Raw genomic sequence first — 18,675 nt, 5'->3', positions numbered from 1 at the left:
GAATCCGGTGATCCGGTAACAGCATATATACGACAATACGTAGCCGCTGGCACGACTACTCAAGATGGAGCGACGTTTTTTGATATAGTTCTATTATTTTAACACCGACCTAACATCAGCGCAATTTAAACTTTTTAATACCTCTGATAAGAATTGCTTTGCAGTACAGCTTTAGTGTGTTGACGTTTAAAAACATCTCTTTTTCGAATAATTATACACATTTTATAGCAGAGCACAACTGATTTTAATTGCTGGTAAAAGAAAATCGTTCCATATCCAGCCTGCGTTTGACCATATTTTCGCAATTTTCATGATTCAGCTTCCAATATAACTTTCTATTTTCATACCACTGAATACAAAATGGCCTGCAGCTTATTTTCGCGCTGCAGGCCATTTGCACTATTTGACTACTATATTGCATAATTTCGATACATATGCTTTAACTTTTTTTGCAGAAAGTTGTGTGAATTGTCGTCTTGCTTCATTAATTATACAGTCAAGGGCTGACCGTTCTCTACTACTTCAGCTTCTTTCTTTGTACGTCGGCCGTTCAGGAGGAAGTACGTCAGCGTCAGCAGAACAGATACAACTGCATAGATGCTAAGTATTTCAGCCTGATGCCACATTACATCGAAGTTTCCGCTGGAGACAACGGCTCTGAGACCCATAATGCTGTGTGTCATCGGTAGCCACTGACTAATGGATTGTAGCCATGAAGGAATCAGTTCTACCGGGAATGTCCCCGCGCTTCCCGCAAGCTGGAAGACTAATAGCAGGATGATCACATAACGTCCAGGCAGATCTAGCCAAGTAACCAGCGCTTGAACGATCAGCATGAAGGTCAGACCCGTTATAATCGTAAACAGATAGAACAGTCCTGTACTATGTGTCTCTAATCCGAGACCGTATAGCATAAAGCTTGCTACAATAACCGACTGGAAGATGCTCACCGAACCAAATACCAGTGTGCGGCTTACGAAACGATTCCAGCCTGTTGCTCCAGGTACAGACGTTTCACGCATTTTCAGAACGATGGTAGAGATCAGTGATCCTACGAACAGACCGATGGACAGGAAAAATGGTGTCATGCCTGTTCCGTAATTACTTACGTTCTCTGCCTTGTTCTCGGAAGAACTCACCGGTTCTGCAAACATATTCACAACTTCATCCGTTTTCTTCACTTCGGATGTTTTTTGAGCTGCATCTTTCAGCTTCGTTGCCAGTTCACCAGAACCATCTTTCAATTCTGTAAGGCCATTAGCCAGTTTACCGGCTCCGTCACCCAGCTGTTTGGAACCGTCAGCCAGAGATGAAACACCGCCGCTAAGTTTACCGACACCTGACTGCAATGCAGCCGTACCTGTACCTAGCTGTTTCGCACCAGCCGCCAGTTGACTACCGCCAGTGGCTGCTTCACCCAATTTACTACTGAATTGTTGCAAGCCGTCCGAGAGTTTTGCTCCACCCTGGCTCAGCTGTCCAGCACCTGCAAGCAGTTGCTTCTGTCCATCAACCAGTTGAGTGGCACCTGCAAGCAGTTGTTGTTGACCTCCATGTAATTCAGTTGCACCCGTAGCCAGTTGCTGATTACCTTGGTGAAGTTGATCCGCGCCTTGAGCCAGCTTCTGCTCGCTCTCATGCAGCTGTGCACTGCCGTCAGCCACAGCCTGACTCGCGGCAATCAGCTTTTGAACATCAGCGCTTGCTGCAAGTTCCGGGTTGCTTGCGGCCAGTTGTTTCAATCCGGATGCTACTCCCTGTGCCCCATCGGCAACTTTACTGCTACCATCCACAGCGGATTGAAGGCCGGTTGCCAATGTTCCACTGCCCTGAACTGCCGATTGCAAACCGTCAGACAGCTTCGCACTGCCTTGTTCGGATGATTGCAGACCTGTTTGTAGCTTGTTTGTGCCATCCACTGAAGATTGCAGGCCGGAGGCCAGCTTGTCGCTTCCTTCTTTCAACTGGTCAGCACCACTTTGAAGCTGCCCAGTAGCTGCTTCATGAAGTTGCTGTAAACCTGAAACTAGACTTGTCGTGCCATTTTCAAGTTTGGAAGCTCCATTATGCAGCGCAGTAACTCCGTCACTTAACGGAGCTAGTCCATCCTGAAGTTTCAACGTGCCGGATGCAAGCTTAGCCAGATTATCTTTAAGTTTCACAGCACCGTCGTCGAGTTTTCCAGCACCTGTCTTCAAATCTCCGGCACCGTCGCCTGCTTCAGCCAAGCCATCCGACACTTCGGAGAACTTATCTAACAGCGTCTCTGCATAAGACTCTGTAACTTTGGCCGAAACTTTAGCCTTCAGATCTTTAATTGCCGTTTTACCGATTTGCGCACCTACAAAGTTGTAATTACCGTTCGGCTCATAGATCAAGTCCGCTGGTGCAGGCTTATCATCCAGCAATGTTGTGGCTTGGGACGAGAAGTTCTCTGGAATGGTAATCTGCATGTAATACTTGTCGTTTTGCATGCCGTCCTTTGCCTGAGCGGCACTCACAAAGTCCCATTTAAAATCTTTATTTTTCTTCAGTTCGTCAATAAGGTCTTTACCTACGTGAAGTGACTTCCCTTCCAGTTCGGCTCCTTTATCAAGGTTAACTACGGCTACCGGGAGTTTATCAACACGACCGTATGGGTCCCAGTAAGCCGCCAAATAAATGCCGCTGTACAGGATCGGTATAAATAATATCGCAATTACAGGGATCAACACCTTCGGGTTTCTCACGGCTGATCCCAAATCCTTGAAAAACACGTTTAATGATTTCATGTCATTTTCTCCCCTTAATCTCTCTGCTAGACAGCAGGAATAACCAATATGAAAACAGAATGAAAAACTCTGGTATTTTTACCGAAATACGTGATGACCAAATCTCTCAAACGGTCAGTTGAGAGCAAAAAACAAACTTGTCTTTCGACAAGCAAGTTTCAATCAACAGAACTGATCGCAGCTATGCCTTCCATTAAGAAAAGACGAAAGTAGTTCTTGATTTCCTCTTTGCTAAGCGGATCATGATGTTTACTCCAGTCCGAAGTTAATGCAATATACAATCGAATCATCATAAAAGCAACAACTTGCGGGTCGCAATCGCGTATTTCTCCCCCAGCTCTGGCTTTCTCCAGTTCACGGGACAGAAAATCGGAAATGACCTTCTCGACTTTTTCCAGACCTTCTTTGGCCTGTAACGTTCCAAAATCCTTCAACTCCTGTGACAACTTCACGAGCAACTCGTGATCACGGCGGAATTCCAACAGCGCATCGAGCACACGAAACAGATTATCAAAAAAAGCACTTTCCTGATGCACTTCACGCTGCGCAATGTTTTTCATCTCCTGTATGACTTCCACCAGGATCTGATCAAACAATTGTTCTTTATTTGTGAAAAAGGTGTAGATCGTGCCTTTGCCTACATTGGCAATCTTGGCCACTTGATCCATCGTAGTCGCTTTGTATCCAAACATGGCAAACGACTGGGCCGCTGCATGAATCACCTGCTGTCTCCTGTCGATCGGAGCCATCTTATCCCCTCCTTGCTTCATAATTAATAAGACGAGTGATTCTATCGCTCTCTATAAAATGACCAAAAATACAAAATGGTCATTCGGTCAAAAACTACAATATCATCTTGAAAATAAGATTGCAAGCCTAACAATAAAAAAATGTATTAATATTTTTTAACCGAAATGCAGTGGAAACTGTCAGCGTCGTCGTCTATAGTGTAAGATGACTCAAACAATCCGCATATAACTGAAGTTTGCTGTCTCAAATTAGTGTATACAGTGTAAATATTTTTGGATGAAACATGATTCCTTGTTTTGCTGTATATTCATTAGTAACAAACCTAGCATAACTGTCCCTACTTAAAACGTACGAAACTGTCTCATTCAAATTTAAATTTTAACTCAAACTTATGAATAAAGGTGAACTCATGCGAAAACCAAGAGTGCTCTTATTATCAGAAGGATTCGGTACTGGTCACACACAAGCGGCTCATGCCCTGGCACATGGCATCAAAAAAGTTAGTCCTCATGTTCACAGTCGTGTTATTGAACTTGGGAAATTTTTGAATCCGACCGTCGCTCCGCTGATCTTTTCTGCATATCGAAAGACACTATCGGTTCAACCGAAACTTGTCAGCCTGTTGTACCGCACACAGTACAACAAATCTTTAAACGGCTTAACCAAACTGGCGTTGCACCGTATTTTCTATACCCAGACGGCGCAGGTCGTATCCCAGCTGAAGCCGGATATTGTAATCTGCACCCATCCGTTTCCTAATGCGGTTATTTCCAGACTTAAACGTCAAGGGCTGAATATTCCGCTCTATACGTTGATCACGGATTACGACGTACATGGAACATGGATTAACCCTGAGGTAAACAAATATCTCGTATCCACTCCGCAAGTTAAAGCCTTGCTTGAGATTCGCGGCATCCCTTCCTCACAAATTCAAATTACAGGTATTCCTGTGCATCCGGATTTCTGGGAAGCCGGGGATAAAGTCAAACTCAGGGAAGAGATGGGGTTACAAAACATGCCGACAGCTCTACTTATGGGCGGCGGCTGGGGGCTTTCTTTTGACGAGGAACATATGAAAGCTCTCGCATCCTGGGCAGACCGGGTACAGTTAGTCTTCTGTCTTGGAAGCAATCAGAAAATGATAGACAAAATGAAGGAACTCCCTTGCTTTCAGCATCCGAATATTCGTATTCTGGGATACACAAAAGAAGTCAGTAAGCTCATGGATGTTTCGGACGTACTGATCACCAAACCGGGAGGCATGACATGCACAGAGGCGATGGCTAAGGGCCTGCCGATGCTGTTTATTCCTCCGCATCCAGGACAGGAAGAGGAGAACTGTGAATATTTTGTACAAGCCGGATATGGAGAGATTATTCATTCAAAGGATGTCATAACGAATCGATTCCGGGAATTGTCTGAAAATCAGCATAAGCAAGGTAGCCTGCCCAAGAAGAACAAAAGGTATATAACAGGACATTCACCAGCTTATGATCCGACCTGTTGTGCTCAAGCTGTTCACGATTTACTGTTCCCTGCAACAACAGAGGTTACAACTACGTCTCTAGAGCGTTTCTCAGCGGGCATTACAACCAGACCCTTGTCTGGTACCAGACTGCCTTTATAATCCCGTTAAGATGCCTTAGCATCGGCCTGAGAGTGCAATATCCAACGAACTATGATTCAAGTGCTTGAACGATACGAAAATGCAAAAAAGGTTCTCCTTCCGAAAATGAAGGAGAACCTTTTTTATTTATGTTGCATTTCATCGTATGATCTACCAAAAAAATGGGTAAATTACAATTAAGGATACTCACAAAAACGACGAAATAAAACTGCATTTATACAGATTCAGGGTTCATGTGACGTTCACATAGTTAACTACCCTGCCTGTTTGCAGAATTTTAAGGCCTTTTACTTGTAAAAAGTATGATGACCGATCGTTTTAACTTCTTTCTTCGTACGAGCCACTGTCAAATCATCAGCAAGCGTCAAAGATAAAAAATAATACGTATCATCAGACACTTCCTTCTGCCCGTTCAGCGCAGCATTTACAGCTTTGATGCTATCTTCATTGGGGGTTACCCGTTTTAGTCGTCCATTCGCCACAGGGCTGAACTGTGATTTTTGATGGATGACCTTATAAATGGTATCGGGAAAATTGGCTGACCGCAGCCGGTTTAAGACAACGTTGGCAACTGCCACTTTGCCTTTGTACGGTTCACCTTCCGCTTCTGCCATGACAATTTTTTGTAGCAGATGCAGCTCTTTATCGGACACACTGTAAGACCAGGTTGCGAGATTTGCATCCTCCTGATTCAAAAGTTTGGTCCGCGTAAAGTAAAGTTTTTGGGGGGGAGTTGACACCGCAGCCGCTGCTTTGGCATGTTCCATTTTAGCCAATTTTAGAGCAGCTTCTTTTTTTGCTTTCGCTTCAGCTATAGCCAAGGCTTTTTGTTTAGCCGCAGCTTCCTGTTGCTCTCGCTCTTCCTGAACAGTCAAAAGCCAGTTTGTTGCTGGCAATGCATTAGTCCAAGTTCCAGATTGTAGAGACGGATCCGTAGACAGACTTGTCCCATCTTCCATCATTCGCCTCTGTTCTTGCGGCAATGCTGGGTTATTATGACCGGAAGACGTAAGTTCCGTCATCTGTTTACTCTCACTTGCTTCATTCCACTTCCCCGTCGCCTGAACGACATTTACCCCCACTATACATACAAGCAGCACTGATAACATCGGCGCTACCCAACGATTCTTGCTTATAATTTCCATTCGAAGATTCCTCCTATCGAAACAATTCCCTAATCTTAGTAACCAAAAAAAAAGAATTTGAATAACGATGGCTAATATTACATAGGGATAAACACAATGTCAATGTGAGTTTATGGTATTAAAAAGTTTTTCAGGAAAATGAGAACGTATCCACCGTCTCATACATTGGCGTTTGCCCAAGCCTTGTCACATAAAGTACAAAACCGTCTACTGACCATGAATTTCCATGTGAAACATGTTCTGTTACGATTTCGGAAACTCCATAATTATCCATACCAGGAAGTGATCCAAGATATTTTCTCGCTACAGTAACATGTGCACGATAAGGTCTTAACTCAGCTTCAAAACCTAAACTTTCTGTAGCCTTTACAATTTGTTTTTGTAAGTGATGTAATCGCTCTATATCTCCGTTAACACCTCTCCAGAGAACTTTAGGCGTTTTCTCTAGCCCGAACGTTCCCCATTCCGATAGATGCAAGTCAAACGCATGAAAATCAGCAGCTACGTTGTGAAGAGTTGCTCGAAGATGACCAACATCACTCATTAACGTATCTCCCAGAAATTGCAAGGTTATATGATAGTCTCTATAGTCTGTCCACTTCCGAAAATCAAGCTTGTTCCGTATTAACTGTGCTTGCATATGAAGAAACTGCTGAACAGATTCAGGCAGACGCACAGCAATAAACAGACGTTCCCGTCTGGATGCATGTTCTTGAAGTTTTGGGGCATTCATTGCATACACCTCTCTAAAGTTCGCTCTATTATTCCATAACTATGCATATCATTTCAAGCTGGGTAAACATAGAGTGACACACAATATAGATTTTGCATATCAGACTCCGTTCCTGAATTTTCCATTTACATGCACAGGATACACTGAATCTGATACACTTGACAAGACTAATTCATCGATCTCAGGAGGCACACACATTATGAGTAAAATCGTATGTTTTCCATCTCTATCCGAAGAACAACAGCAACAGATCCAGCAGGCTGCGCCAGGATACACGATCAAAGTGGGTAAAGCCAAGGATCTGGAACCGAGTGAATTAAAAGAGGCCGAAATCATACTTGGCTGGTCCCCCCTTGTTACCGAACACGCTCTGCATCAGGACAGCCCTTTAAAATGGATTCAGGTCTGGTCAGCCGGTGTAGATAATCTCCCATTCGCGGAGCTACAACATAAAAATATCCAAGTGACCAGTGCCAATGGTGTTCATGCCATTCCTATTACTGAAATCATTTTGGGCATGATGTTATCCCACAGCCGCTGGTTGAGACAAGCTATGCTGTATCAGCAGCAAGCTGAATGGAAAAATCCCGGAAAAGCACTGCCTGAGTTGCATGGTAAGACAGCCGTTATCGTCGGAGTCGGCGAGATTGGTACCGAAACAGCCCGTGTATTAAAAGCGCTAGGCATGCGTACGATTGGAGTACGACGCTCTGGAAAAGACGTGCTCCATGTTGACCGTATGTATGATATGTCTGGACTATATGAAGCTCTCAGCCAAGGTGACTATGTGATTAACATTCTGCCATTGACCGATGAAACCCGGCACATGTACGATCAGAATACCTTTAACCATTTCAAGACTGATGCGTGTTTTGTCAATGTAGGTCGTGGCCCTAGCGTAAACACGGAGGCATTGCTGACCGCCTTGCAAAGCGACAAAATTGCCTTCGCTGCTCTGGATGTATTCGAAGAGGAACCCCTTCCAGCAAACCACCCGCTATGGGGCATGGATAATGTGTTAATTACACCTCACATTGCAGGAAGCACAGAACAATATACGCAGCGCGCTCTCGATATTTTCATCAAAAATCTGGAAGCCTACGTTGCAGGTAAAACTCTTCCGCTCAATCTTGTCGATTATAGTCATAAATATTAACACAAACACCCGTTCCCATGCAACTTGTCAAAATGATGTTTGATCATTCTGGATGAATTCAGAATAAAAACACTCCACGAAGGATTCTTTCTTCCTTCGTGGAGTGTTTATTATGCACTCAAACGTAAAATTACATGCACATCCAGATCATCACATACACACCCAGACATGACGTACAAATGTGCCTTTACGCACCGTTATGTACTTTTCTATCGTCCATCCGGATTCCAGCAAGTGAGACTGTACCCACTCTGTGGAAACGACGATAGCTCGTTTGCATAACTTGCGTAATTTCTGGAGCATCTCTCGCTGTTCTTGATCGGGAAGAACCGAACAAAGATTATAGGGCATGTCGAAAATTGCCGAATCATACTCATCTTCCAGATCCCTCATGTCTCCCAAAGTAATTCGATTGGTGTCATACCCGAAATGAGGTAGATTAACTTTTGCTCCGCGCACAGCAAGTGCATTAAGATCATTGCCTACTGCATCAATTCCCATGGATAAAGCTTCAATGACCACCGTTCCCATTCCGCAACACGGATCCAGCAAACGATGATTTTCCGTCTCTGGAACAGCAACGTTCACCAGCGCCCTTGCTAAGGTTACACCGAAGCCTGTGGAGTAGTTTTGCGGCTTCTGCTGATGGTTTTGCCACGATTTTTCCGCTTCTGTCCACTGACCCAAGATCCATTTTAGACCTATTTTAATTAGTCCGAAAGTCACTTTAGGTTGTTTCATCTGCGCTTTTCCATGGATGCACATCCCGACTTCTTTTTCAAACTTCCGTGCCTGAGCATAGTCAGGTGGCGTATCTCCTGCTTTTAGACAAACGACCTTAAATGTCTCATCCTGCTGCAAACGAATGTTTCGAGCTATAGGGAGCAGCTCCGTAATCGAGTCTCCTTCACCCAATACATTCAGCCGTCCATGCATAAATGGACTTCTTCCCGGCGGGATACACCGCTCAGACCTAATATAAGAACCACTGGTAATGCGTATTTCTGAATCCAACTTAAGCAATGTACTCAATTCAAGATGGCATAACTCACGTTCATTTTCATGACAGGCAAAGATGTATATATATGTAGCTGCCATCATAATCATCCTCATTTCTTGGTTCTACTTTTCAAGTTTAAATCAAAAAAATAAGGGATCCCATTGCTGGATATCCCTTTCAACTTTAATTTTATGACCTGGTCTTAAACTCGAACTCCGACAACAAATCCACCTTTTCAAACAATCGTTTTACCCTGTTTCTTCTATTATAAAGAACGGCTTATACTTTTAATTTTTCAATGGATGTGAGCAGATCGTCAGACAGTTCCTTCAACGTTTGAATATTACTGCTGATGGTCTCCATAGAACCGACTTGTTCCTCAGCCGAAGCAGAGACTTCCTCTACACTGGCCGCCGATTGTTGAGACACTGCAGAAATCTGCTGACTGAAGTCATTCATCAGGCCACTGCTCTGTTCCATACCTGAAAGCCCTTCCGACATCGTGCCAATTACCTCTACCATGCCTTCTACGGATGTGTTGATGGTTCTGAACAACTTACCTGACGTAAGCATACGCTCCTGCCCTAATTCCGTTTCTTGAACGCCAACACGTAGCTCATTCACTACACCCTGTGAATCTTGCTGGATATCCTGAGTGATGGTCGTAATTTCTTCAACGGAAGCTTGGACTGCTTCTGACAATTTCCGGACCTCCGATGCTACAACAGCAAAACCGCGTCCACTCTCTCCAGCCCGTGCAGCTTCAATCGATGCATTCAACGCGAGTAAGTTGGTTTGGCGAGCAATGTCGTGAATCACCAAAACCAGCTTGGAAATGTCTTCATTTTTACGGTTTAGCTCCTCCATCTTGCTCATCGAGGACGATACCGAGCTGGCAATCTGTTGCATCTGTTGCACGGATTCTTCCATGGATTTGCGGCCGCTCTGTCCCTGCTCCAACACTTGATTGGACATCATACGAAGCTGATTTCCCTGTTCCGCATGCTGCTGAATATGATTATTCAAATCTTCCACTGTGCGAGCCGACTCCACAGCGGTCTGAGCCTGACTCTCAGCCGCCTTAGCCGATTCCTCCATTGTGATCGCAATTTGCTGACTTCCGATCTTCACTTCTTCCGAAGCAATGGCCAGTTCGCTACTCTGACGATTCACCGATTCAGCTACACGCCTTACATTGATCACCATCGAGGTCAGGTTACCTTTCATCTCATTGACTGCTTTCGCCAGGGCGCCCACTTCATCTTCATGTTTGGTATGTACATCCTGCACGTTTAATTGACCTTCCGCGATCAATTTAACAGCACTGATGACACGAAGCAACGGTTTAACCACCTGTGTGCGGATGATTGGAACAAATATGGCAGTAATGATAATCATCGCAAGCACACCTATGAGCACCGACAACCTGCCATCTTGAACAGAACGAATGGTTTGAGCTGCCGAAATATCGGATTGCTGCTGGTTGTAATTGACGAGATAATCCAGATCAACCTGCATCAAATCAAATGAAGCAGATCCTTTGTCAGCTACTTCTTTGGCAAGCTGAGCCTGTCCTTCGTCACTAACCCGAATGGCTTGTGCATTCATTTTAAGATAGTCTTCCCATTTACTCTTAAACGCTGTCCAGTGTTCGTTCTCTTCTTCAGACTTTGCCTGTTTATCATAAATCGCAATCGTCTGAGCCGTTTCACGAATATACTTGGTGCGCTCTTCGTTAAGTTTGGACTTGTCCGCTTCCTCAGCGTCAAAGTAACGATAACTCAGTGACAAAACATGTTCGGTTGAATAATTTAATTGGTTGATCTTTTGGATCGAAGGCATCCAATTACCTGTAATGTCATTTGTGTTAGTCTCAATTGAATTCATCCGGCCAATGATGGTAACACTCAGAATAATTAAACAGAGGATTAACAGATAAAATGCGATGCTGATACGCAGACCGATGCTCTTGATTTTAAATCGGCTAAACATATAATTTCCCCCTCATGACAACTTTCGCCACATTTACAATTTAGTGCTTTTCTCGCAAATAAACCCATCTATTGGCCCCTTGCAAATTACACTCTTCTATATTTATCTGCATTATAGCGATAAAGTATTATAGCATTCTTTTGTCGGTAAACGCTGTAATCTATGAAATTTTGTTGAACTTTATCGAATTAAAAATGAGCTGCAACATCTGTATGATTCAGATCTGCAGCTCATCGCCATCTTAACATCACCTAACACTTGATTAGGCAATTTTAGATTCACTTTGTCCCTTAACTCATTCTAGATTTTAACAAGCGGTAGGACTCCAGCCTGCGTTCATAATCAGGACCAGTCGTTACCACGAGGATCCGGTTGGTATCCAGCCTCTGCCCTGCTTGCCGAATGTACTGCCATACTTGTTCGGGTGTGCCAGCAACATGCCGCTTCATCTCGTTGTCCTCTTTATGGACAGAAATACTCTGAGGGTTATCCTTGACGATACCCACGTTGGTATCTCGCTCATTTGTGTGCTCTTCACGACTTTCCTGGCGCCGGTTCTCAATCTCACGACTCCACCTTAAAGCATCGTTCTCCGTTTCCGCACACATTGCACTGAGCGCCACCATCACTTCTGGTTCCTTCAGCCCAGCACTAGGCACGAATTCCTCACGATAGCGGCGTACAGCCTGGGTTCCATCCGAATCACTCATGAACTGTCCAAAAACATAACCCATACCAAACTTCGCAGCATATGCTGCGCTTTTGACATTGGTCCCTAGCATCCATAAGGATAATGGAATTTCCGGAACTGGACGCGCTGTAACCGGAACATCCTCATACGTAAAACGGTCTTCCAGCAATTCGGTAAGCGAAGCCAGTTTGGCGGGAAGGTTCGAGACATGTTGCAAATAATTTCCACTGAGCGCCATCGTTGCATGAGGCCCTCCGCCAGGAGCCCGTCCTAACCCGAGCTCGATCCGTCCCGGATAGAGTGAAGCCAGCAGACGGAACGACTCTGCGACCTTGAGTGGACTATAATGCGGAAGCAGAACAGCTCCCGACCCAAGCAGAATGGTATCTGTCTTTGCACCAATATGAGATAGCAACACCTCAGGAGAAGCCGAAGCTAGTTCAGGCATATCATGATGCTCAGACGTCCAATATCGTGTGTAACCCCATGCTTCAGCATGTTGAGCCAAAAGTAATGCTTGCTGAAGTGCTTGTTCTGCGGATGCACCGTTCAGTCTAGGAACGAGATCCAGTACGCCGAGACTGAATTTTTCTCCAGAACAATCTTGTGTGCTGGCACCTAAGCTCTCAGTAAAGGTTTCACTTAAATTTGCAACCACACTGTACAACTCCTTTGATCTCTTGCCCCTCTTTGATTTTGCACTTAGTCCAGATCGTAGATCGAACCGACCTTCAGGCCGTAAAGTTCATTATAAATCTTCTCGGCGAATGCATCGGTCATGCCTGCAATATAATCAATCACCATATGCTCCCAAGTCCAGATCGGCTGCGCTTTAGCTTGGTCCTTCTCATATCGTTGCAACCAATCAGAAGGAATAATGGATTTTGAGGTTTCCGGATCAAGGAACGCATCCCAGAGCCGTTTAATCATCCACTCACTGCGCTTCTGCAGGCGTTGCACGCGCAGATCCCGAATCATCGTCACCCAGGCGAAACTCTTGAGTACACTCACGGTGCGTAACATGTCGAGGTCTTCTACGCCTTCGCGGACAAAAGTTACCTTTTTCCAATCCCCGTCATCAATGACTCCTAGACTGCCGACAAAAAGACTGACCCAATAGGCCTTTACCTCACGACGAGTACGCGAGTAATCATGCTCGCAGAAAGGCATCTTCTCATTCCAGATGCGCAGGAACGATGCAAGAACTTCTTCCACTTTTTCCGCGATCGCCTCTCTTGTCCAGCCCTTCCAGAACAGATCTTCCAGTGTAGTAATTTTGTCTACGATGAGCCGGTTAATATGCTGGTCTTGCAGAAAATGCTCATGCACCTCGATTTTGCCTGCCTTGATGCCATCCTCCAGATCATGTGCGGAGTACGCAATATCATCGCATAGATCCATCAGTTGTGCTTCGAGCGTTTTCTTGCCTGCCGGGATGTTCCAGCGCTCCCGAATCTCACGAATGTACTGCCACTCGTGGTGATACATGCCTTTCTTGCTCTCTGTTCCAGGGTACGGATACTTGTTGATCCCTAGCAGCACAGCATCAGACAAGTTCAGTCCGTCGATATCTTCACGTTTCTCCAAATACATGATCAGGCGGAAGTTATGTGCGTTGCCTTCAAAATGCTCATATTTTCGTTTGAGCTCCGCTCGTACGTCAGACTCAGCCTTAGGTGTTTTGGCGGCACGACTTTTTTTCATAATCTTCTTCGTCTCACTGTTGATCAGATCATCTAAAATGCCATCGAGCACTTCTTCCCCTTTATGTCCAAAAGGTGGATGACCAAAGTCATGTGCGATCGCTGCACATTCTACAACTTCCGAATCGATAATCAGACCGGGGTTCTCTGCCCGGCCCCAATCTACCTCCGGGTAATGACGCAACAGGCTTCTCGCCGCTTCTCGCGCAATCTGTGCCACTTCAAGGGAATGGGTTAGACGTGTCCGGTAATAATCACCCGTACCTGCGCCAAACACTTGCGATTTGCCCTGCAGTCTCCGGAACGTTGGGGAATGAATCAATCGGGAATAGTCTCGCTCATACGCTGCACGAGAGCCCTCCAGCTTGGTAAGTTCAGGGTATTGCCTATGTTCTCTCAGATCATGCCATTGCATTTAGATCACTCCTAGCCGACTGTCTCTATTTTGAGTGATTATACACAACATCTGCGGTTTCGAAAAGAAAAATCCGTCTGTCATGTCATCTCTTCTTACATCAACATATGATGCACAGTCCTCTCTATGTATATTATACCCTGCAAGACTACTGTCTGTGCATAGAATGAAGAACTGTACGTCGATAGTTGAGCCGGTGAGTAGTTACCTCGATATAAAAGAAAACCCGACAGACGAATGACGTCTTGTCGGGTTAAACTTCAAATGAAGTTTTAAATCTAGCAGACTTACACCATCACCTTGCAGATATCATTCGTAAACTCTACCGGGTCTTGAATCGGCAATCCTTCAATCAGTAATGCTTGGTGATACAAGAGGCTGGTATACAGGCTGAGCTTCTCTTTATCCTGTGCAAAAGCATCTTTCAACGATTTGAACACATCATGGTTCACGTTGATTTCCAGCACTTTATCCGCTTGAACATCTCCGCTGTTCGGCATAGCTTTCAGCACTTTCTCCATCTCAATCGTCAAATCACCCTCGGTGGACAAACATACCGGGTGGCTGCGAAGACGTTTGGACGCTTTCACCGCTTTAACTTTGCCCTCCAGCTGTGCCTGCATCGCTTCGAACAATTCTTTGTTGTCATTGTCTTGCGCTTCAGTCTCTTCTTTTTCCGCACTGTCTTCAATACCAAGATCACCACTGGAGATGGATTTGAACTCTTTCTCCTTGTAATTCGTGATCATCTTGATCGCGAATTCATCGATATCGTCGGTGAAGTAGAGCACTTCGTACCCTTTTTCCAATACGCCCTCGATCTGTGGCAGTTTCTCGATTCGGCTGATGGACTCACCCGCAGCATAATAGATATACTTCTGATCTTCCGGCATTCTGGAGACGTATTCGTCCAGGCTCACCAGCTTGTTCTCTTTCGAAGACGTAAACAGCAACAGATCCTGCAATGTGTCTTTGTTTGAGCCATAATCGCTGTATACGCCGTACTTCAGCTGACGACCAAACGCTTGATAGAACTTCTCGTAGTTCTCGCGCTCGTCTTTGAGCAGACTTTGCAGTTGGCCTTTGATTTTGTTTTTGATGTTCTTCGCAATCAGGCTAAGCTGGCGGTCGTGTTGAAGCATCTCACGTGAGATGTTCAGAGATAGATCCTCGGAATCCACCATCCCTTTGACAAAACCAAAGTAATCTGGCAACAGGTCGCCGCACTTATCCATGATTAATACGCCGTTGGAGTATAACTCCAGACCTTTTTCATACTCTTTTGTATAGTAGTCAAACGGTGTATTCTCCGGAATAAACAGGATCGCATTGTACACTACAGCGCCGTCCGCGCTAATGTGCAGATGTTTCAGCGGTTTGTCAAAACCGTACCGTTTCTCCATATAGAAGTTGGTGTAGTCTTCTTCGGTCAGTTCGCTTTTATTTTTACGCCAGATCGGCACCATGCTGTTGACTGTTTGTTCTTCCTTGTAATCCTCGAACTCGTTATCCGTACCTTCCTTCGGACGGTGATTGGTCACATCCATTTTGATCGGATAACGAATGAAGTCAGAGTATTTCTTGATGATGGATCTCAAGCGGTACTCTTCCAAAAACTCGTCATACGAGTCTTCTTCGGTATTTTGTTTAATCGTTAGAACGATTTCTGTACCCACGGTATCTTTTTCCGCAGGTGTAATCGTGTACCCGTCAGCACCTTCGGATTCCCATTTCCAAGCTTCGTTGCTGCCCAGCGTTTTACTCGTTACCGTCAGCTTGTCCGCCACCATGAACGCCGAGTAGAAACCTACCCCGAATTGACCGATAATGTTATGGCCGTCTTTGGCTTCGTTCTCTTTTTTGAAGGCCAGGGAACCACTCTTCGCAATGACTCCGAGGTTGTTCTCCAGTTCTTCCTGTGTCATACCAATCCCGGTATCCGTGATCGTGAGCGTGCGGTTATCTTTATCTACTGTCAGCTTAATGTAGTAATCCTCTTTGTTGAAGACGAGCGTGTCGTCCGTAAGTGCTTTGTAATATATTTTGTCGATGGCATCACTGGAGTTGGAGATTAGTTCTCTGAGGAAAATTTCTTTCTGTGTGTAAATGGAGTTGATCATCATATCCAGCAAACGTTTGGATTCTGCCTGAAATTCTTTTTTAATCGCCATGAATGAAATGCTCCTTTCGAATTTGGGTATCAAATGATTCAGTTGAGTACAGAGCCAAGCTGAGCCATATGCGACTGAACCATTCCATATGTAGTGGTGTGTATTAGCTTCATTTGTTAGCACTCAAACACTCAGAGTGCTAAACCCTTCTTTTTATATAACATATGGGAAAATTGGGTGTCAATACGAAGACGGTTATTTTAACAAAATCATGGATTTCATTCTGTAAAAACCGATTAAACTTCTGCATGGACAACCACTCTTCCCAGTGTAACGCACTTGCTCCAGCAAAACAAAAACCGCCACGAATTGAAATTCGGGACGGCTGGGTGAAATGGGCTATTTCTTCGCCATCTTTGGATCAAGAGTATCACGCAGGCCATCGCCCATCAGATTGAAGCCAAGCACCGTCAGCATAATGGACAGACCGGGAAAGACGAGCGTCCACGGAGCCTTTTGGATATACTGGCGTGAATCCGAAAGCATCTTGCCCCACTCCGGGTCCGGCGGCTGCGCCCCCATACCTAGAAATCCGAGCGCCGCTGCCTCGATAATCGCTGTACCGATTCCGAGTGTACCTTGCACAATAAGAGGCGTAAGGCTGTTTGGTAAAATGTGTCGAAACAAGATTCGTCCGTTCCCTGCTCCCAATGTCCGTGCCGACGTAATAAACTCTTCCTGCCGCAAGCTAAGTACACGCGACCTCACCAACCGTCCATACGTTGGAATATTCACGATCGCAATGGCGAGCAATGCATTCTGCAAAGAAGGGCCTAGAATCGCGACAATCGCGATCGCCAGCAAGATACCTGGAAATGCCAGCAAAATATCAAACAGACGCGAGATCAGCATATCCGCCCATTTACCATAAAACCCCGCAACCAGTCCAAGCAGCGCTCCAGCGACAATGGACCCAATGACGGAGAAAAATCCAACCCACAGCGATATTCTTGCGCCATGAATGACACGGGAAAATACGTCCCGTCCCAAGTCATCCGTCCCGAACCAGTGCTCAGCCGACGGAGCTTGAAGCCTGTCTTGTAGCACCTGCTCTTTGTAATCATAGGGCGCAATATAGGGGGCAAGGAAGGCTAATGCGATGAAAAAAACAATAATGATCAAGCCTGCCAACGCAAGCCGATTCCGCCGAAACGTCCTCCACGCCTCACGCCAAGGACCCGATCTACTCGCGCTGACTGCGTCAACGGTTCGTCCGGTATTGGTCGACAATTTGGCCATACAGGTTCTCCTTTGCTGAACTTAGATAATGGAAGAGATAAACGGATTGTTTACACAGAAGAATAAACCAACCATTGGGACTTTATCGTTGTATCTTAGGATGCTTTGATCTGCTATCCTGTCCCTCCTACTTGTAACTGATTCTTGGGTCAAACACCGCATAGAGCAAATCTACGATCAGATTAATCAATACAAAAAAGAAAGCCACGATCAGGATTCCGCTCTGAATCACAGGATAGTCCCGTGAACTAATCGCTTCATATATGTAACGCCCTACACCCGGCCAGGCAAAAATAGTTTCCGTCAGCACGGCGCCACCCAGCAGAGACCCCGTTTGAATGCCGATAACAGTCAACACGGGGATAAATGCATTTTTCAGCGCGTGCCCGTATACGACAAAAAACGGCCCCAACCCTTTCGCCTTGGCGGTACGAATATAATCTGAACTCATCACTTCCAGCATGCTGGAACGTGTCATGCGCGCAATCACAGCCATCGGGATGGTACCCAGTGCTACACTTGGCAGAATCAGATGTTTGGTCACCGTCCACAGCTGATCCCAGCGTCCTGCAAGCATCGTATCCAGCACATACAATCCCGTAATTGCCTCTACCGGATCACGTGCGTTCATTCGTCCAATGGACGGTAGCCATTGCAGTTTGTTGGCAAACAGCCATTGCTCCATTAGCCCGAGCCAAAAAATGGGCATCGATACCCCTACAAGCGCAATCACCATGCAGCAGTAATCAAACCAGGAGTTATGCTTCCATGCACTAACAATCCCTGCATTCACACCAATAATGACAGCAAACAACATACTCGCCATCGTAAGTTCGAGTGTCGCTGTCAGATAAGGCACGATTTCCTGGGCAATAGGTACCTTGGTACGAATAGATGTGCCCAGATCCCCTTTCAGCAAGTCGCCTAGATAGGCGAAATATTGCTGGAACCAGGGTTTGTCCAGTCCCAGCTGATCCCGAAGAGCCTGCTTGGATTGTTCCGTTGCTTTTTGCCCCAGAATCGTCTCGGCCGGATCACCGGGTATTGCATGGATGATGGAAAAAACGATCAACGTCATGCCCAGCAAAACGGGCAGCAGTACCAGCACACGTTTGACAATATAGCTGTTCACTTCCAGATCACCTGCCCTAAAGGGTTCATCTGCTTGATTTCAACTTTGGCTAAATCATAGAAATAGCGCTGGCGAACACGTATGCTTTGGCTCGTCACGACCCGGATGTAAAATCTAATAAGCATTGCATGTCCGCCAGCGCATAACTTG

Annotated in this window: 14 protein-coding genes; 2 read left to right on the top strand and 12 right to left on the bottom strand. The window is 45.4% G+C overall.

The genetic code is table 11. The features are described 5' to 3' along the window. Nucleotides 1-488 precede the first annotated feature (488 nt). Nucleotides 489-2,771, bottom strand: coding sequence for a YhgE/Pip family protein (locus tag M3629_RS21230; RefSeq protein WP_251509974.1), 2,283 nt, complete (start codon nt 2,769-2,771; stop codon nt 489-491). Between the two features lie 158 nt (nt 2,772-2,929). Next, nucleotides 2,930-3,520: a TetR/AcrR family transcriptional regulator gene (locus M3629_RS21225; protein ID WP_090918298.1), complete on the bottom strand. Its 591-nt coding sequence runs from the start codon at nt 3,518-3,520 to the stop codon at nt 2,930-2,932. Between the two features lie 410 nt (nt 3,521-3,930). On the opposite strand from M3629_RS21225, the gene M3629_RS21220 reads away from it, so the two are divergent. Continuing rightward, nucleotides 3,931-5,148 carry an MGDG synthase family glycosyltransferase gene (locus M3629_RS21220; protein ID WP_251509971.1) on the top strand — a complete coding sequence of 406 codons (1,218 nt, stop codon included), beginning with the start codon at nt 3,931-3,933 and terminating at the stop codon, nt 5,146-5,148. A gap of 287 nt (nt 5,149-5,435) precedes the next feature. Here the strand turns inward: M3629_RS21220 and M3629_RS21215 are convergent, their stop codons facing one another. Together M3629_RS21215 and thpR are read right to left on the bottom strand one after the other, a co-directional pair. Beyond that, nucleotides 5,436-6,293 (bottom strand): cell wall hydrolase, encoded by an 858-nt coding sequence (locus tag M3629_RS21215; RefSeq protein WP_251509958.1) that lies wholly within the window; start codon nt 6,291-6,293, stop codon nt 5,436-5,438. A 130-nt stretch (nt 6,294-6,423) separates the two neighbouring features. Continuing rightward, nucleotides 6,424-7,026, bottom strand: a complete 603-nt coding sequence (gene thpR, locus M3629_RS21210; RefSeq protein WP_251509955.1) for an RNA 2',3'-cyclic phosphodiesterase — start codon at nt 7,024-7,026, stop codon at nt 6,424-6,426. A gap of 199 nt (nt 7,027-7,225) precedes the next feature. Here thpR and M3629_RS21205 point away from each other — a divergent pair, with 199 nt between their 5' ends. Next, the gene (locus tag M3629_RS21205; protein ID WP_251509952.1) at nt 7,226-8,182 is read left to right on the top strand and encodes a D-2-hydroxyacid dehydrogenase; all 957 of its coding nucleotides are present in this window, start codon (nt 7,226-7,228) and stop codon (nt 8,180-8,182) included. 150 nt (nt 8,183-8,332) lie between these two features. Here the strand turns inward: M3629_RS21205 and M3629_RS21200 are convergent, their stop codons facing one another. From M3629_RS21200 to M3629_RS28480, 8 genes are all read right to left on the bottom strand, one after another. Beyond that, complete coding sequence (locus M3629_RS21200; protein ID WP_251509950.1) at nt 8,333-9,283, bottom strand: TRM11 family SAM-dependent methyltransferase; 951 nt, start codon at nt 9,281-9,283, stop codon at nt 8,333-8,335. A gap of 178 nt (nt 9,284-9,461) precedes the next feature. After that, complete coding sequence (locus M3629_RS21195; RefSeq protein WP_251509948.1) at nt 9,462-11,174, bottom strand: HAMP domain-containing methyl-accepting chemotaxis protein; 1,713 nt, start codon at nt 11,172-11,174, stop codon at nt 9,462-9,464. 290 nt (nt 11,175-11,464) lie between these two features. Beyond that, a complete protein-coding gene (locus M3629_RS21190; RefSeq protein ID WP_435368255.1) occupies nt 11,465-12,523 on the bottom strand; it encodes an MsnO8 family LLM class oxidoreductase in 1,059 nt (352 codons plus the stop codon). 44 nt (nt 12,524-12,567) lie between these two features. Further along, a complete protein-coding gene (locus tag M3629_RS21185) occupies nt 12,568-13,983 on the bottom strand; it encodes a deoxyguanosinetriphosphate triphosphohydrolase family protein (RefSeq protein ID WP_251509946.1) in 1,416 nt (471 codons plus the stop codon). 287 nt (nt 13,984-14,270) lie between these two features. Continuing rightward, entirely contained in the window at nt 14,271-16,154 is a 1,884-nt protein-coding gene (gene htpG / locus M3629_RS21180; RefSeq protein WP_251509943.1) for a molecular chaperone HtpG, read from the bottom strand. Between the two features lie 339 nt (nt 16,155-16,493). Beyond that, a complete protein-coding gene (gene nikC, locus M3629_RS21175; protein WP_251509940.1) occupies nt 16,494-17,393 on the bottom strand; it encodes a nickel transporter permease in 900 nt (299 codons plus the stop codon). 127 nt (nt 17,394-17,520) lie between these two features. Continuing rightward, nucleotides 17,521-18,525 (bottom strand): ABC transporter permease, encoded by a 1,005-nt coding sequence (locus M3629_RS21170; protein ID WP_145411976.1) that lies wholly within the window; start codon nt 18,523-18,525, stop codon nt 17,521-17,523. After that, complete coding sequence (locus tag M3629_RS28480; RefSeq protein WP_285888963.1) at nt 18,522-18,650, bottom strand: hypothetical protein; 129 nt, start codon at nt 18,648-18,650, stop codon at nt 18,522-18,524. The genes M3629_RS21170 and M3629_RS28480 overlap by 4 nt, the downstream gene beginning before the upstream one ends. Between the last annotated feature and the right edge of the window lie 25 nt (nt 18,651-18,675).

The organism is Paenibacillus polysaccharolyticus, from assembly GCF_023714295.1.
GTDB lineage: Bacteria > Bacillota > Bacilli > Paenibacillales > Paenibacillaceae > Paenibacillus > Paenibacillus polysaccharolyticus_A.
This window is presented reverse-complemented; position numbering and strand designations above follow the sequence as displayed.

What these genes read in the sequence shown, in the direction of transcription:
- M3629_RS21230 (WP_251509974.1), bottom strand. Translation starts at nt 2,771, where the DNA reads ATGAAATCATTAAACGTGTTTTTCAAGGATTTGGGATCAGCCGTGAGA.
- M3629_RS21225 (WP_090918298.1), bottom strand. Translation starts at nt 3,520, where the DNA reads ATGGCTCCGATCGACAGGAGACAGCAGGTGATTCATGCAGCGGCCCAG.
- M3629_RS21220 (WP_251509971.1), top strand. Translation starts at nt 3,931, where the DNA reads ATGCGAAAACCAAGAGTGCTCTTATTATCAGAAGGATTCGGTACTGGT.
- M3629_RS21215 (WP_251509958.1), bottom strand. Translation starts at nt 6,293, where the DNA reads ATGGAAATTATAAGCAAGAATCGTTGGGTAGCGCCGATGTTATCAGTG.
- thpR (WP_251509955.1), bottom strand. Translation starts at nt 7,026, where the DNA reads ATGAATGCCCCAAAACTTCAAGAACATGCATCCAGACGGGAACGTCTG.
- M3629_RS21205 (WP_251509952.1), top strand. Translation starts at nt 7,226, where the DNA reads ATGAGTAAAATCGTATGTTTTCCATCTCTATCCGAAGAACAACAGCAA.
- M3629_RS21200 (WP_251509950.1), bottom strand. Translation starts at nt 9,283, where the DNA reads ATGATGGCAGCTACATATATATACATCTTTGCCTGTCATGAAAATGAA.
- M3629_RS21195 (WP_251509948.1), bottom strand. Translation starts at nt 11,174, where the DNA reads ATGTTTAGCCGATTTAAAATCAAGAGCATCGGTCTGCGTATCAGCATC.
- M3629_RS21185 (WP_251509946.1), bottom strand. Translation starts at nt 13,983, where the DNA reads ATGCAATGGCATGATCTGAGAGAACATAGGCAATACCCTGAACTTACC.
- htpG (WP_251509943.1), bottom strand. Translation starts at nt 16,154, where the DNA reads ATGGCGATTAAAAAAGAATTTCAGGCAGAATCCAAACGTTTGCTGGAT.
- nikC (WP_251509940.1), bottom strand. Translation starts at nt 17,393, where the DNA reads ATGGCCAAATTGTCGACCAATACCGGACGAACCGTTGACGCAGTCAGC.
- M3629_RS28480 (WP_285888963.1), bottom strand. Translation starts at nt 18,650, where the DNA reads ATGCTTATTAGATTTTACATCCGGGTCGTGACGAGCCAAAGCATACGT.